Source organism: Bacillus sp. CBEL-1, assembly GCF_004348885.1.
GTDB classification, from domain to species: domain Bacteria; phylum Bacillota; class Bacilli; order Bacillales; family Bacillaceae_H; genus Priestia; species Priestia aryabhattai_A.
In genome coordinates, this window is record NZ_SBIM01000013.1 from 230,462 (window position 1) to 246,059 (window position 15,598).

14 protein-coding genes and 2 pseudogenes are annotated in these 15,598 nt (G+C 33.6%); 5 read left to right on the plus strand and 11 right to left on the minus strand.

Annotation, left to right across the window (positions count from 1 at the left end; translation table 11 throughout):
• Window positions 1–313: 313 nt before the first annotated feature.
• Genes EPL02_RS11290 through EPL02_RS11300 form a run of 3 tightly spaced genes read right to left on the minus strand, consistent with a single transcriptional unit; the run spans window position 314 to window position 1,969 of the window.
• A complete protein-coding gene (locus EPL02_RS11290; protein WP_094910210.1) occupies window positions 314–550 on the minus strand; it encodes a hypothetical protein in 237 nt (78 codons plus the stop codon).
• 10 nt (window positions 551–560) lie between these two features.
• The gene (locus tag EPL02_RS11295; protein WP_131887754.1) at window positions 561–1,049 is read right to left on the minus strand and encodes a GNAT family N-acetyltransferase; all 489 of its coding nucleotides are present in this window, start codon (window positions 1,047–1,049) and stop codon (window positions 561–563) included.
• Window positions 1,046–1,969 (minus strand): DMT family transporter, encoded by a 924-nt coding sequence (locus EPL02_RS11300; RefSeq protein WP_131887755.1) that lies wholly within the window; start codon window positions 1,967–1,969, stop codon window positions 1,046–1,048. The genes EPL02_RS11295 and EPL02_RS11300 overlap by 4 nt, the downstream gene beginning before the upstream one ends.
• Before the next feature lie 364 nt (window positions 1,970–2,333).
• Here EPL02_RS11300 and abc-f point away from each other — a divergent pair, with 364 nt between their 5' ends.
• Complete coding sequence (abc-f, locus tag EPL02_RS11305; protein ID WP_131887756.1) at window positions 2,334–3,977, plus strand: ribosomal protection-like ABC-F family protein; 1,644 nt, start codon at window positions 2,334–2,336, stop codon at window positions 3,975–3,977.
• Between the two features lie 201 nt (window positions 3,978–4,178).
• Here abc-f and EPL02_RS11310 read toward each other — a convergent pair whose 3' ends face one another.
• The 5 genes and pseudogenes from EPL02_RS11310 to EPL02_RS11330 form a co-directional block, all read right to left on the minus strand.
• Complete coding sequence (locus tag EPL02_RS11310; protein ID WP_131887757.1) at window positions 4,179–4,703, minus strand: tubby C-terminal domain-like protein; 525 nt, start codon at window positions 4,701–4,703, stop codon at window positions 4,179–4,181.
• Between the two features lie 124 nt (window positions 4,704–4,827).
• Window positions 4,828–5,786: pseudogene (locus EPL02_RS11315) on the minus strand (IS1595 family transposase).
• A gap of 91 nt (window positions 5,787–5,877) precedes the next feature.
• Entirely contained in the window at window positions 5,878–6,084 is a 207-nt protein-coding gene (locus EPL02_RS11320; protein WP_131887758.1) for a DUF5316 family protein, read from the minus strand.
• Between the two features lie 12 nt (window positions 6,085–6,096).
• The gene (locus EPL02_RS11325; RefSeq protein WP_131887759.1) at window positions 6,097–6,324 is read right to left on the minus strand and encodes a hypothetical protein; all 228 of its coding nucleotides are present in this window, start codon (window positions 6,322–6,324) and stop codon (window positions 6,097–6,099) included.
• A gap of 115 nt (window positions 6,325–6,439) precedes the next feature.
• On the minus strand, window positions 6,440–7,042 hold the full coding sequence (locus EPL02_RS11330) for a TetR/AcrR family transcriptional regulator (RefSeq protein ID WP_131887760.1): 603 nt from the start codon (window positions 7,040–7,042) through the stop codon (window positions 6,440–6,442).
• A 190-nt stretch (window positions 7,043–7,232) separates the two neighbouring features.
• On the opposite strand from EPL02_RS11330, the gene EPL02_RS11335 reads away from it, so the two are divergent.
• Window positions 7,233–8,429, plus strand: a complete 1,197-nt coding sequence (locus EPL02_RS11335) for an FAD-dependent oxidoreductase (RefSeq protein WP_131887761.1) — start codon at window positions 7,233–7,235, stop codon at window positions 8,427–8,429.
• Between the two features lie 90 nt (window positions 8,430–8,519).
• Window positions 8,520–9,869 carry an MFS transporter gene (locus EPL02_RS11340; RefSeq protein WP_165932555.1) on the plus strand — a complete coding sequence of 450 codons (1,350 nt, stop codon included), beginning with the start codon at window positions 8,520–8,522 and terminating at the stop codon, window positions 9,867–9,869.
• A gap of 141 nt (window positions 9,870–10,010) precedes the next feature.
• On the opposite strand, the gene EPL02_RS11345 is transcribed toward EPL02_RS11340, so the two are convergent.
• Both EPL02_RS11345 and EPL02_RS11350 read right to left on the minus strand, forming a co-directional pair.
• Complete coding sequence (locus tag EPL02_RS11345) at window positions 10,011–10,724, minus strand: DUF2812 domain-containing protein (protein WP_131887762.1); 714 nt, start codon at window positions 10,722–10,724, stop codon at window positions 10,011–10,013.
• Window positions 10,721–11,038 carry a PadR family transcriptional regulator gene (locus EPL02_RS11350; RefSeq protein WP_131887763.1) on the minus strand — a complete coding sequence of 106 codons (318 nt, stop codon included), beginning with the start codon at window positions 11,036–11,038 and terminating at the stop codon, window positions 10,721–10,723. The genes EPL02_RS11345 and EPL02_RS11350 overlap by 4 nt, the downstream gene beginning before the upstream one ends.
• A 343-nt stretch (window positions 11,039–11,381) precedes the next feature.
• Here EPL02_RS11350 and EPL02_RS21175 point away from each other — a divergent pair.
• Window positions 11,382–11,686, plus strand: a pseudogene (locus EPL02_RS21175) (tyrosine-type recombinase/integrase); the annotation flags it as partial.
• Window positions 11,687–11,980: 294 nt separating this feature from the next.
• Here the strand turns inward: EPL02_RS21175 and EPL02_RS11360 are convergent.
• A complete protein-coding gene (locus EPL02_RS11360) occupies window positions 11,981–13,114 on the minus strand; it encodes an RNA-directed DNA polymerase (protein ID WP_131887764.1) in 1,134 nt (377 codons plus the stop codon).
• Window positions 13,115–13,407: 293 nt separating this feature from the next.
• On the opposite strand from EPL02_RS11360, the gene EPL02_RS11365 reads away from it, so the two are divergent.
• Window positions 13,408–15,357, plus strand: coding sequence for an RNA-directed DNA polymerase (locus EPL02_RS11365; RefSeq protein WP_131887765.1), 1,950 nt, complete (start codon window positions 13,408–13,410; stop codon window positions 15,355–15,357).
• The last annotated feature ends 241 nt before the right edge of the window (window positions 15,358–15,598 follow it).

Here is a 15,598-nt window from a genome sequence, read left to right on the forward strand (position 1 = left end):
AATTATTGATATATTTTCAAATTATTGTAAAGTAAATCTATCGCTAGAAAAATAGAAAACAGTATAAGAGTCTTCATTGATTAATGAAAATGAGTTTGAGACATAGAAAAACGGCTGCTTCTAAAAGATGAAAACAGTTCTTCCTATTTCTTTCGTTTATTTGAACACGTTCGTTCCATCACGCTACGCTCCATTCTAAACTGTTTTTTCCTAATCAACAAAAAGCCTGAACGATTAAAAGTTGTGAACTTTTAATCGTTCAGGCATAGTAGGGATTGAACTACTTATGTATCAATACCTGTACAACACTCCACTACTTAGAGTGCTTCACTTTATCAACATGTAAGTAATAACCGATTCCAGCTCCGATAAGGCCGCTGGCAGCACATATTCTCATTAAAACCATAAACACGTCAATAAGTTCCATGTAAGACGTTTCGATGAACCCTTCTCCTGAGTCCAATACTTCTTTATAAGGTACGAAAAATACGCCTATACAAAAGCCTAAAACAAGGCCATATATAAACCCTTTTTCTACAAACTTTGCCAACTGAATCTCCTCACTTCACTCTTCCCATTATAAACACATCATGATATTCACCTGCATAGAAGTGCGCTTTTTTTAGTTGTCCCTCTACTTGAAACCCTTTTTTCTTATACAGCTTCATGGCTTTTTCATTTGATACATTCACCTCTAGTTCTATGCGAATGAGACCTAAATAGTTATCTGCAATATCTAAAAGTGAATCGATAAGAGCACCACCAATACCTTTTCCGTGGTACTTCTCATGAATCGAGATACCGAGTACAGCAATATGACGCTGTTTTCCTGGTTTAATATGAAGGCCAGCTATCCCAACGAGTTTATCTTCAACTATAGCTACCATTAGATGCGCATCTTGACTTATGCTTTCCATAAAATCCTTTGAACTTTTCACACGCTCTGAAGGTATCGCTAACGTATGGCGCGCAACGGATGGCTGAATTCTAATTTCATGAACAGCTTCTGCGTCACTTGGATGTACCGGTCTAATTTTAATATCAATCATTTCACACTCTCCCTTTCACGATATGAATAGTCCGATTTCTTTTTCGCTTTCATCATCGTCAACCCCATGCCTCCAAAGATGAGGACAATGCCAACGCTTTGTAGAATATCTGGTCTAAACCCTGTTAACAGCGTATCTAATAAAATAGCTACCGCAGGATCTAGAAACACGAGAACTGAAATGACGTTTGATGATAAAGATCGTAAACTATCAAAAAACAGTAAATAGACGATACCAGTATGTACGATGCCTGTTGTAGCTACAACCATCCAGTTAATCGCAGATAGTTCAAAAAAAGAATGAAAGGTAACGAGCGGCATCAGCATAAAGATTCCAACTAGAGTTTGTAAAAACGTCGTCGCATAGGGACTTAGCTCTCTAATCCCTTTACCTGCTAGGGTAGTGAATGCGTAAAAGAGCGCAGCTAAGAGTCCCCAAACCACCCCTGAAGAAAGTAAATCGTTCATTGATGTACCAGCACTAACACCTGAAATCAAAAGAGTACCGATAAAACAAATCGCCAGTGACACAACTGATATAGGGGTTAGCTTTTCTTTATATAGGATAGCTCCTAAAAATAAAACAAACACCGGTGCCAAATGATAGATTGAAATAGCGACCGTAACGGACGTTTGTTCAAATGCTTTAAATAAAAACACCCAGTTTAATACAAGAAAAACGCCGCAGATCAACGTCTGGATAACATCTCTTTTACTCCACTTTTCTTCTTTATACTTTCCAGTTAACATCCAGCAAGCGCTTAAAAACAGAGTCGCACACACACACCTAACAAAAACAAGCTCCACTGACTGTAGATTAGAGCGCTCTGAAAAGAAGCCGATTGAACCAAAAATAACCATGGATACAATCATCTTCAGCTTAGCAGATGAAGAGTTGAGAGATGCTTGATTGTGATTCATTCCTTGCACCTCCTATAAAATTGAATCTATTTTACCATAAATATCCTAAATAGAACTGGTAAATCTAAAAAATGATTTATTTTCTACATAGGGTTGCCGATTGTTTTTAAGCATGCTACAATTTTCACTAATAAATACGAGAGGAATGATGGATGAACAATGGATAACTAACCTAATTTTTTACATTTGAAATTTCATAATTTCAAGTCTTAAAAACTTAGGATTAGTCTGCCCATTTTTCAACCACCCCTACAAGCTCTCTGCTTATAGGCTTCTTTATGCGGGACAATAATGCGGACTCGACTAATCCTTCCAATGAAATTGGGAGGATTTTTTATTCTCCCTGTACCGAAGGGATGATTCGATGTTAGAACTACTACAATTAAAAGAATTGAAGCTTGAATTAAATGACTACACGCTGTTTAAAGATGTAAATGTAAGTATCCAGCAAGGTGACACTATCGGTATTATTGGTAAAAACGGTGCCGGCAAATCTACTTTGCTTCGCGTACTAACTGGAGATATAAACCCGACAGGCGGAAAAATTCAGCACTTTCAGCCCAACATTTCCATTTCTATGGTCGAACAAGAAGCTCGCTCTTACTCATTTGAAGACGTGTCGGCATCAGAAGAAACGCTTTTAAGGAAATGGAACGTGCCAACCGGCAACTTTCAGCGGCTGAGCGGTGGTGAAAAGCTGAAAGCCCGCCTTGCAAGAGGTTTAGCGAACTATTCTGATCTTTTATTGTTAGATGAACCAACAAACCATCTAGATGCTGACAGCACGGCGCTTTTAATCAAACAGATAAAGAAATACCGAGGAACGATCCTTTTGGTTTCCCATGACCGCTATTTTTTAGATCAGGTCGCAACAAAAATCTGGTCTATTGAGAATCAAAAAGTTATTGCGCACAGCGGAAACTACAGCGACTATATGAAACACCGTGAACAAGTTCGTCTCACCCAACAGCGAGAATACGAAAAGCAGCAAAAAATGAAAGAGCGCATCAACAATCAAATGAATCAGCTTACCGCTTGGTCACAGTCAGGTCATGCACGATCAACAAAAGAAGAAGGTTTTAAAGAATATCACCGCGTCAAAGCCAAGCGTTTAGATTCACAGGTGAAGTCAAAACAAAAGCGTCTTGAAAAAGAGCTGGAAAAGTTTAAAACAGAAGCTCCCGCTGAGGAGTATCAGGTACAATTTTCATTTACTTCAACTCATAAGCACGGCAAGCGCTTTTTGGAAGTAAAAGACCTGGAAAAATCATTTATAGACCGTGTCTTATTTAAAGAAGCAAACTTCACGATTCAGCACGGTGAGAAAGTAGCGATTATAGGTCCTAACGGCAGCGGGAAAACGACGCTTTTACAAATGATAATGAAAAACGAAGCGCCGACAAAAGGCGAACTATGGATTTCCCCTTCTGCTCAAATTGGGTACTTAACGCAAGAAGTATTTGACCTTCCGCTTGACCAAACCCCAAAGGAGCTTTTTCATCGAGAAACATTTGAAGCTCGAGGGCATGTTCAAAACTTAATGAAGCATTTAGGCTTTGTCGCGTCACAGTGGAACGAGCCAATTGCGAACATGAGTATGGGTGAACGCGTAAAGTGTAAACTGATGAAGTACATTCTAGAAGAAAAAGACGTTCTAATTTTAGATGAACCCACCAATCACCTTGACTTACCTTCTCGAGAACAGCTTGAAAAAACGCTAGAACAGTATAGCGGAACGTTGCTGGTCGTTTCCCATGACCGCTACTTCGTTGAAAAGGTTACTACTGTACAGCTAATTATTGAAAATGAACGCATGAACAAGCAGCTACAAACATCAGGCGATAAGCCAAGCAACATCGATGATAAAGAAAAGCTTCGCTTAACCCTTGAAACCGAGCGTCAGGAAGTGCTTGGGAAGCTAAGTTTTCTCACACCCAATCATAAGGATTATACAGAATTGGATTTGAAGTTTGTGGAACTAACGAAGAGAATTAAAGAGTTACAATAAGCATTCACTACTAGATAAAAGCATGTGAAAAAACTCTTCATTATGGCAAAAAGCCTTACTTTTTAGTAAGGCTTTTCTTTTACAGAAGGCTCTGTTAAATTTAAATATTGTTTTTCAATAAGATATAGGGAAATCAAAACGAAAGAGATTTCCCCTATTTATTGAGTAAAAGCATTCATAGACTTTGAAGAATTAAGTTCCTTAATCTCCGATATAAAAAATACATTGGAAAAGACATATGAAGAATTCAGGTTCTTTTATAGGAGAATGCTCTTCAATTTCTAAATAAGTTTTAAAGAGTTCAGTTGTTTTCATTTTCCACCTTGCAACTTCCTTACCGTTATAATAAATTTTTGCCCAATCCATTAAATCTTTCTTTACTGTGAATTCGTCACCAGATGTGCATTTAATTAGAAATTCGGGAGATATTGTTTGCCAACTAATATACGATACAAGATATTCTTCCTGATTATCTAAATTAACTATTTTATATTGTGTTTTTCCCCATCTTGGCTTCTTATTTCCCTGATATTTTATTTCTCCACTTTCTGTAAATACATCGAACTGGACAAAAAAATTATGGCTTAAAAAGAAATCTGCAATTCTTGTAAACATATTATTATATGTTCGTTTAAAGCTACATACGAATTCACCACTACTATCTGTTACGCTAACCATTTTAGTTGAATTTTTAACTTTTGGTGGATTATAAGTAAAACTTTGCATTTTTCCTCCTAACAATCTCTTAATTTATATTTAATTGACTGCCTTTTTCTTATTTTAAGGAAATCTAAACATGGAATCTGGAAAGGCGTAAGCTGTCATATGTGTCAGTCATTTCAAATACAAATCATGTTAATAGAAATTCCTTAATATGCTGTTTTGTACTTTCATTACTACGACTATCCACAAATAAGAACCAAGTAAAGTAGTTATCAAGATATTTTGCAGTCACGCCTTTAAAGCGGTCTATCCATTGTTTCAAACAGGAATAGAGACCATTGACATTTTGAATATGGTATAAGCCCTTAATAACGTGTTTACCATCGTCTGATTTAATTCGGTAATGCTCTAAACCTTTTTCTTTTGCATAGGTTTTATAGGCTCTCCAAGCATCTGTGACAAGAACATTTTCGTTGGAAAGTTTAGAACCAATTAAAGTATCAACTTTCGTTTTTACAATACGCCCCATACAAGCAACTTTGGAGACGGTTGCTTTTGTTCGGTCTCTGGCAACAAGTACACAAATCTGTTCCTGGCTTATTCCTCTATACTTGGATTTACCACCACGTTTTCGAGGTTTACGGCCAGTAATCCCACGTTGTCCTTTTTGAGAGTAAAGGAAATAGGTCTCGTCAATTTCAACGATACCTTCAAAATGTTCAACATCCATTTGTTTCAAAGCGTTTAACAGTTTGTGTCTCCAATAAAAAAGTGTAACCCAAATAACCCCTACTATTTCAGCCGACTTTCGCAATGAATACCCCTTAAACATACATTCTACAAAGATAATCCATTCGTTACCTTTTCGAGAGCGGTACAAAACGGTGTTAGTTGTGTCAGTGAAGGTTTTATCACAACATTTACAACGATAGTGTTGACGACAATTGAATTTTCTAAATCGAACAACGTGTTCTGATGAACAGTGAGGACACACAAATCCTTCTTTAAAGCGAGTTTCTTTCATTTCATTGATTAAACGCCCACCAGCACTAGAGGAAGGTTCAACATAGCGTTTTACCCACTGATAGACTTGCTCTTTTTTGGTATGTGGTAATACTTTAACAAGTTGCTAAACGCTTTGCTCACCTTGATAACCAATACGAACATTTGTTCTTATATTAATTATAACCAGAATTTGGACAGGTATCAAATATCAACATTAATCATTAACAGAGCCTTACAGAAAATACACAAGCCCTGCAGCGCTTAACGCCACAATTCCTACCAAACCAAACACCATAGATACTTTTGTTTTAACAGTACGGTGTTCAACCGTTTCAGAGTGAAAGTTCGCTCTTTGCTGCTCTCCATTGACCCAAGCTCCAATCGAAATTCCAGAAATGATGATAGAGATTATACCAATTACTAGAAATAACTTCACCATATAGGATCCTCCTTATATAAACAATTCTATAATTCCTACCAATATACCAAGCACAGCTCCTGAACATAGCCCCCACCATAAAAATAAACTGATTGGGTTTCCTAGATTCATTGCCTCGTGCCAAGATGCTTTGGTACGGTTATGTAGCTGATATCGTTTCAGTTGAATAAATTGATATATGTTGAAAGCCACAGACATAACAAGTAACACAACTAGTCCAGCTAAAAGCTGATTATCCATGTTTAACACATCCATTTTTAGTATTTATTTACATATACGTTTTAAAATAAGAAAAGTTTCCTTATGTGGACATGTTGATCATATAATTATAAAAACTACCTCTTTCTACTGCCTTTTACCTCTTGTAATCTGCTATCTTTGCTCCACCTAATTTATATAAAGTTAATAGTTGCTCTGCCATAAAAGTGGGTGATTGTTGAAAGTCATGTTTTCTCCAATAGTTAATTACGCCCAGTTGAGCAGACGTTATATAACTTAAATAAATATCTTCTGCCACAATTAGAGTAATTTCAGCTGTATGAGCCATCTTCAAGCCTTTTTTTGTATACTTTTGTATAACCTCTTGAAGCCCTTCAGCAAATAAAGAAGGCCCATGTTCTCCAAGCATGACGCTGTAAAATTCTCTATGAGCATAAATGTTCTCAAACAGCCTCTCAAAAACTTCATGAAGCATTTGTAAATTAAAATCAGCTGACCTTTCTCCAGATTGATCAACTTCAATTGCATCCTCTAAATCAACCAATACTTGGTTAATACTTTGTTCTTGTAAGTGCTGCTTATCTTCATAATGTGCATAAAAAGTCGCTCGGTTAATATCTGCTCTCTCTGTAATATCACTAACCGATATTGAATGTATATTCTTTTCTTTTAACAAAGAAAGATACGCAGCCACAATGGCCTTTCTCGTTCTTAAAACCCGACGATCTACCTTTTTCAACTGGTAGCCCTCCCCTACTTTTGGATTATTTTTTCTTCTTAAGCAACACTACTTGTTTATATGTTGCCTAACATACAAATTCAGGATAATTAATGGTTGTTGTTACCAATTAAAGCTGTAAAATATAAAACAACACTTTAAATCTTAACATACAAAGTGTTGTTTATCTTTTTTAGGAGGAATTTAGTTTATGTCAAATTTACATGTACTTATCGCAGGCGGTGGAATTGGAGGACTATGCTTAGCTCAACATTTAAAAAAGGCCGGCATTAGCTTCACTATATATGAACGCGAAGATAAAGTATCGAAATCAGGCTATCGATTGCATATGAATATGGATGGTGGAGAATCTCTTCGTACAGCACTTCCCCAGAATCTTTATGACCTATATGTACAAACATCACGAAAAAAACCTCGCCGTGAACTAGCCGTTTTAATCGATGAACAGCTAAACGAGATAGGGATTCGACCTCATATTGGTGAACCAAACGATCTAGAATTCCCACATACAGCCGTTAATAGACGAACGCTATGTCAAATTTTATTAAGTGGCGTTGAGGATCATGTTCGTTTCAACTCAACAGTTACAGGTTTTAAACAAGATAAAAAAGGTGTTTCCCTATTTTTAGAAGACGGTAGCGTTGCTAGAGGTGATATTTTAGTAGCAGCAGACGGCATCAACTCTGCTATTCGTCGCCAACTGATGCCACATGTTGAGCCTGTGGATACAAAAGCAAGAGCAATCTATTCAAAATCGCCTTTGACAAAAGAAATCCGAAAGCAGTTACCTGATATTTTATTTGATGGATTTACAAGCGCAATTGACGAAAACGGAACCTATATGGCTATCGGCCCATACGAACCGAGACGCCCAGTTAGTGAGGCTGCTAGAGAGCTAGCTCCCAACGCCGACATAGAGCCCGTTGATGACTATGTCATGATTACGCTGAATGTGTCACATCAATTAAGAGTGTCAGATCAAGACATTCGTAAAGGAGAGCCTAAAGATCATCATCAGCTAATGCTTACTCTGACAGAAGGATGGCATCCAATTCTACGAGGGCTAGTGGAACGAATTGACCCTCAAACTGTATCGGTTCTACCAATTCGAACGATAGAACCGATAGAACCTTGGGAAACAAGTCGTGTCACCTTAATAGGGGATGCGATTCATGCAATGCCACCAAGCTTTGGCGCTGGTTCAAATTTGGCGTTACGAGATGCGCGCATTCTTGCTGAACAACTCATTACCGTTTATAAAGAGCAAAAAAATATTTATGTAGCTCTTGCACAGTATGAACAAAATATGCGACTTCATAACTATCCAATCTTTGAAATGTCGGCAAATGAAAAGACCGCACGAAGATTTAACAAAGTATCTCAATAAAACATACAACACTTACATGCTGCTTCTGTCATTGTCTAAAGGCAGAGCAGCTTCTCTTTTCAACACCGAAAAAAAGGAGTAGATATGATAATGGATACGTACACGTTAATTCCAGAACAAACTAAAAAAAAGCTAATTATTGTGTTAGCATTTACATTGGTTTTTTCGTCTATGAGCGCAACGATGTTTAACTTAGCTTTACCTGCTATTACAAAAGAATTATCGCTAACACCTTCTCAAGCCGCTTGGATTATTACAAGTTATATGATTATCTACGCAATTGGGTCAGTTGCTTATGGAAAATTAGCTGATCAATTTAAGCTAAAGAACCTTTTAACAGTAGGCCTTACATTTTTTACAGCTGGCTCGCTACTTGGCTTTTTATCTACAAGTTTTTCTTTCATTGTTTTAGCAAGAATACTTCAAGCAGTAGGAGCATCTGTGTTCCCTGCTTCGGCCATGTTAATTCCGGCTCGCTATTTCTCACCAGAAACAAGAGGTAAAGCGCTGGGAATCACCTCAACAGGCCTATCATTAGGCGTTGCAATAGGGCCAATTATAGCCGGTTTTATTACGTCGTCCTTAGACTGGCACTATTTATTTGCGGTATCTATTCTACCAATTGTTACAATTCCATTTTTCCGTTCTTATTTAGATGACATGAAAGGAAACTCTGCAAAGATGGATTACCTAGGGGCTAGCTTATTAGCCGGAGCAATTACGTTTCTCTTATTAGGAATTTCTATGCAAAATCTCTATTGGTTTTTATGTAGTATACTACTATTAGGACTATTTATTTGGAGAATTAAAACAGTTGAAGAACCTTTTATTCGACCCGAATTATTTAAAAATAAACGTTACTGTTTACTTTTACTTCTTTTTGCACTCAGTTCAGGTATTGGATTTTCGTTACCTTATCTAACCCCTCTACTACTAGCTGATGTGAATAACTTAAATGCATTTACGAGCGGACTATTTATGTTCCCAGGAGCAGCTATCACAGCATTGTTGGCGAAAAAAGCGGGAGAATTAGCTGATAAAAAAGGTACTGCCATTCTTGGTTATCTTTCATTATGCTTTTACTTAATCTGCTTTGTCAGCTTAAGTATCATTGTTGGACACTCTCCTTATTTCATTATGATTGCTATTATTTTTGGGTATATCGCCCAATCATTTTATCAAATGACGCTGGCCAACACAGTGTCACAAGCACTTCCTAAAGATCAAATCGGAATTGGAATGGGACTATTTATGTTAACCAATTTTGTAGCCAGCTCAATTGCTACTACGTTAATTGGAGCATCACTTAATCAAACTAACGGAACACATGGTTATACGGCTATTTATCTCATTCTAAGTCTCATCGTTGTTGGTATGATTTTCATGTATAGCGGTATACTCCGGAAGACTCCTTCTGCACGTAAAGAGTTTAGTAAGTAACCTATCTGTTTAGCCTGGTAAAGTTTATTTATGAAAGACGACTACAATACTCGCTTTTAACGTTCTGTATTAAAACCCAAAACCGCTTAGACTTTCTAGTGTCCAAGCGGTTTTGAGTGTCTATCTTTCTAATTTTAACTATTAAATTTCTTTTCTTATTTTTTGAAAAAGAGACATAATGATCCAAATAATAGTTGGAAATACAATTGCTCCCGTAACCATATAAATTAATAACCGAACTGACCCATAGTCGCCAAATAGTAGAGCAAGCACAGCTGTGACGAGTAGAAGAGCTAATGTAGCTTTCAGTAAAATAACCATTCCCGTTTTTTCTTGAACGACCCATTTCCTATTATAGGATGCGATAGCAGTCATGACCGCTGGAATAGCGATAATCGTTAATATAACGGCGATGACTGCCATAAATGAATCTAACGGACCAAAGCTAATTATCGTTCCCAACCACGCAAGCGCTGTGAGTGCTACTAATGAAATTGCGATATACCCCATGGAATTAGATAAGCTTTTATATTTTTCAACTAACGTCTCAGAGTCGCTATAAATCGCTTTTGTACCAGGCTCTGCTCGAAACAAATGAATATCTCCTTCTGAAGTTACGTGAGACCACCCGGCGGATGCAAAAACATCAAAGTATTCATCTTCTTCTCCTACTTCAAGGGATCGGTAGTCTACGCTGTAGATATAGTCTGAGCTTTCTCCTTTTTCAAGCGTGTACCCCGAAAATTTAAAACCAGTAACGTGCCATCCTTTTAAAGAAAATCGGCGTAATTTTTTCATATCCTTCTCTTCAGCAAAAGCAAGGCCACCTGACATGATGTACTTGGTTTGTTTCATTCTTCATCCTCCCCCAATCCCGTTTCAGCTAGTTCAATCAGCATTTTTCTAAGGGTTACATCTTCTTTAAGCACAGTTCTTCCTGCATCGGTAAGGAAATACGTTTTACGTCTTGAATCTGAAGCATCGTACAAGTAGATCCATTCTTTTTCTAAAAGCTTTTTAATAATGGTATACATGGAAGCGGGCCCTATTGTAATGGTGCCCTTTGATGTTTCTTCGATTAAATTCATAATAGCATAGCCATGTCTTGGCTTTGTTAAAGCTGCCATTATGTAAAACATTGAATCTGTTAACTGCTCTGTTTTTCCCAAATCCTCACCTCTTATATCACTTAAAGATATATCACATTACGATATAACTAAATAAAATATATCACAATGTGATATAACTGTCTAGATTGAATTTGGATTTTATTTCAAGATTAATGAAAGCAGAAAATAGGCCTTCCAAATACAAAAGTGCGTTCTCACAAGAGAGCGCACTTGAATTCACAGAGTATGAAATAATGTGATTGGAGGTTTATAAATTCTTTTTACTTCAGTAGGTGATTTACGCTGTAATTACGAAGTTTATTAGATATTTATGCTAAACTAACATTATAAATAATGAGGATTTTGTGAAATGATGTTCTTACGTTAACGAAGGCAGGATAATAAAATATTAGATGCATTAGGTTTAACCTCTGATTGTTTAGTAAAACTTAATGGACAATAATCTATTGAAACAGATGTTAAAAAACATATGTAGAAGAGCATCAAATCCAAATTGATGAAAAATTAACAGATGTTCTGGCGATTCTTATCGAGAAATCAAAAGAACTTAGTAATTAAGACAACACTTCTGAAGGATATATCTTTATTCGTTATAATGGTCAATGGAAAGGAAAACCTTTCACTCAAGAATTAAATATATTAGCAAAGCAAAAAAACATCACTCACGAAAATGGGAAGTTGTTTCATTCTTCAAAAACCGGGCCATTTTGTAGAATAACACTTAATAAGAAAATTAGGTATTTCTGTTAAAGTATATAGAGAATATTTTGAAGAAAGGTAATTAGACTAAGGATACTAAAAACTGTATTAATTAGATGTATAGGAAATTGAAGAATGTTATCAAGGTGACATTCCGTTTATAATATTTAGAGGTGTTATTTTGTATTATAAATACGCAACCTCTCATTTAATCTGTCTAATTTAGTATAGCCTATACTATTCAAAAAGATGTACTGTTCAAATCCGAACAGTACATCTTTTCTATGTATATAATTCTTTGAAAATTTGTCCTATCCAAATATTTTTCGGATTTTTACCAGGAGCATATTTAGGGGTAATATTCAATTGATTCATCATCAAGAGCATTCTTTTTCTCGATATTTTATTATAATTAAATTTATAATTAACGGATTCTTTAAAAAATAATGAATAAATTTGTGTTTTTTGTTTTCTCGTAAAGTAATTATTACGATGAATATGGTATTTCAATTTAGCATTAAATTCCGCCTTTGCTTCAAAACTATTTATTCTTTTATAATTATAAGAAAAACCATATATTAAATCTTTGTCTTTAATAAAGTCTTTAGTTATAGTAATCCATAATAAATTTCTTAAAGAATAATATAATTTGTAAAAATCACTATCGTTTCTGTTACTAAAATGAAATTTATTAAAAATATCTTCTATGTGTACTTTATATTTTTTTATTTTATTTTCTGCAACAGAGATAGTTAATAATTTTGGACTCATTTTGTTTGAAAATTCATATCCTAGATAACTGAATTCGAAAGTATTTCCTGCACCAATTAAACACTTCTCTAGTTTTTTATCTCTATTTAAAGTTAAATTTAATGGCTTCAAGAGGTGTTCAATGCAGTCAACAATATTTTCTACTTGATTTAAATGATTCCCATTAAATATAAGTAATATATCATCTACATATCTAGAGTAAAACAAAATTTCATCAAATGCTATTTTTAAATTATAATCAAAATCTTCTAAATATACTTCTGCTAATAATGATGAAAAGCTTACTCCCTGCGGTAGGCCTTTGACTTTTTTTGAAAAAACAACTTGTTTAATTTTTTCCATTGCAGCTTCATTTAAAATATTCGAACGAACAATTCTTTTATATAACTTATGGGTATTTATACTTTCAAAGAAGTTTTTAATATCAATTTTTATTACTGTATAACAGTATTTTTCTGGTAATTTGGAATTAAAGGTAATGTGGTTAATTAAACTATCAATAATATAGTTTCTATTTTTATTAACTTTCTGGTATCTACTTTTTATCAATTTGTGAATATCATTGTCTATTTTTTTTTGATGGATTGATCCTATATAAAAAGTTCTAGATCCTACTGTGACTTTTTTATACTGAGATATTTTCAATTTCCCACCTCGTTTTTATTTACAGTGGAGGATCATAATTAAGACAGATGAGCCCTAATTATGATCTACAAAGCTAACTAGTTCTATAGAAGCAACTGGGAGCTTTATAATGGTGACGATTATACTTTACCATCACCTCAATGTGTGTGTTACTCATCAAATCATGTATCAATAAAACCTATGTAAGCTGTGTTACTTTATCGATATTAATTTTCAAAGTGTAACCAAATGATTACTTTTTTCCCCACCTTATGTATAATAATACTACATATTACATAAAAAGGGTGGAAATAGTGAAAAAAAATCGATATATTTATAAAGAAGTTTTACCAGTTGAATTACCTTTGAATTTCTCTAATAGTTTTTTAAAACTTATTAACCATGATAATTTTAACAGTAAAACTTTAGATAAAAATTACACAATACCTTTGAATTTTAAAGTACCAAAAACTAATGGTTTGGAACAACGCACTTTATCTATTCCACACCCTATAGCACAAGTACAAATGATGGCTTATCTTAATACATATAAATTTAACATCATGAATTTTTGTTCACTTTCTCCGTTTAGTATCCGTTCTCCACAAAAATTAAATAACTTAAATTTTAATTACGATGATATTTATAAAAATAAGATAAAATTTTTTAATTCTTTATTTGATGAAAAATCATCAGATTTAAAAATAAATGAAACAGACCTTAAAATTGAGTTTACGAGTTTTTTTTCTTATAGAAAATTCAATAATATTTTACAGTTCAAGAATTCCATTTCATACCACAGAGCAAAAATTAGGTTCGATAACTATATGAATTTAGATATTAGGAACTTTTTTTCAAGTATTTATACCCATTCACTTGAATGGGCTATTACCGATAATATTAAGAAAACTAAACAAGAATTACAGGGTGATTATGATTTTTTCAGAAAGATAACCGATAAAATATGTCAAACCATTAACTATAATGAAACAAACGGTATAATTATTGGACCTGAGTTCTCTAGGATTATTTCAGAAATCTTACTAACACGGACAGATCTTCAAATAGCAAAGAAATTAAATGAAGAAGGCTTAAAATATAATAAAGATTATGTAATTTATAGGTTTATCGACGACTACACTATATTTTTCAATAATCCTAGTGAACAAAATGAACAATTAATTAAAAATACAATAATAAATGTATTATCACAATATAAACTCCAATTAAATACAGAAAAATTCATTGCAAAACACGCTCTATTAGTTAATGAAGACACCTCAATAATTGAGCTGAAAAACATCTTATCTTCATTTATTATCAATTTTAATAAAAACTTTAAATTTGACCAACTAAACAATTTAGCTAGTACTTTCATGATAAACTTCGCTAAATTAATAAGTATATATCCAAATAAAAAGGTCTCTATAACTCGTTATACATTAAAAAAATTCACAGAATTAATTCCACAAAATTTAAACAGTATTAATAGACAGCTTATATTAGATTTAGCTTTTTTCGTGTTATCATATAGCCCTGAACACTTTTCAGTACAAAATATGAATAATCTAATATTTAACTATCGAGAAGCCATTAATAAACATTTTAATATATCAAATAAATACTTAGAAGAATTCGACACTGAATATATCAATAGACTTATAAAATTTTTAAAAAGAAATAAATTTTCTTTAGACCAAATTTATGAACTCATTACTGCTGCTAAGTATTTATCAATAAAGTTACCAAATAACTTATTATGCAGTTTTATACAACAAAAAAATTCTAAAAATAATTATTTTATACTTTGTACAATAGCAAATTATATATTAGATTCAGAACATCCATATACACTATTTAAAAGTTATAAAATCATTTTTGAAAAAATTTCTAAAGAAATAGACCGTATATTAACACAACAGTCCAAAGACGATTTAAGATTTATTGACAGTAGCTATTTTTATATAATAAATGATTTTACATATTATCCTTTATTCCAAAAAAATAGATTTTCAACTCAAAAAACCAAAGATCTATTAAAAAAACTAAAAAGTGAACAAAAATACTTTTTACAAATGACAAAAGATAAACTCGCAAAAGGATTTTCTATTACTGGAAAATCTGAAATGGAGAGTTTCGTAAAACCAATTATTTCAAGAAGTTACTACCGCTGGAATATAGGCTATTCAGTTTATGCTAAAACTAATATCTTAAAATCTTTAAATTCTTATAAAAATAGTCCAAATATATTTAATTATAATTAACAATTTTTGCAACTTTGAAATGATGTTACGATGAAAAACTTGTTCAGAAACGCTGAAATCCTAGTTTAACGTGTCCTTGTAATTCCATACCAAAAATGAGCTCAATTTTGGCATAAAAAAAGAAGATTACATATTAGTCATATAAAATATGTAATCTTCTTTAATTTATCTATCTTTTTTAAACTTAGGTCTTGATAAGCTTTATACTCTAACCCTTTTTGGTTTACTCTTTTAAGATTAT

What these genes read in the sequence shown, in the direction of transcription:
- EPL02_RS11295 (WP_131887754.1), bottom strand. Translation starts at nt 1,049, where the DNA reads ATGATTGATATTAAAATTAGACCGGTACATCCAAGTGACGCAGAAGCT.
- EPL02_RS11300 (WP_131887755.1), bottom strand. Translation starts at nt 1,969, where the DNA reads ATGAATCACAATCAAGCATCTCTCAACTCTTCATCTGCTAAGCTGAAG.
- abc-f (WP_131887756.1), top strand. Translation starts at nt 2,334, where the DNA reads ATGTTAGAACTACTACAATTAAAAGAATTGAAGCTTGAATTAAATGAC.
- EPL02_RS11310 (WP_131887757.1), bottom strand. Translation starts at nt 4,703, where the DNA reads ATGCAAAGTTTTACTTATAATCCACCAAAAGTTAAAAATTCAACTAAA.
- EPL02_RS11320 (WP_131887758.1), bottom strand. Translation starts at nt 6,084, where the DNA reads ATGGTGAAGTTATTTCTAGTAATTGGTATAATCTCTATCATCATTTCT.
- EPL02_RS11325 (WP_131887759.1), bottom strand. Translation starts at nt 6,324, where the DNA reads ATGGATAATCAGCTTTTAGCTGGACTAGTTGTGTTACTTGTTATGTCT.
- EPL02_RS11335 (WP_131887761.1), top strand. Translation starts at nt 7,233, where the DNA reads ATGTCAAATTTACATGTACTTATCGCAGGCGGTGGAATTGGAGGACTA.
- EPL02_RS11340 (WP_165932555.1), top strand. Translation starts at nt 8,520, where the DNA reads ATGGATACGTACACGTTAATTCCAGAACAAACTAAAAAAAAGCTAATT.
- EPL02_RS11345 (WP_131887762.1), bottom strand. Translation starts at nt 10,724, where the DNA reads ATGAAACAAACCAAGTACATCATGTCAGGTGGCCTTGCTTTTGCTGAA.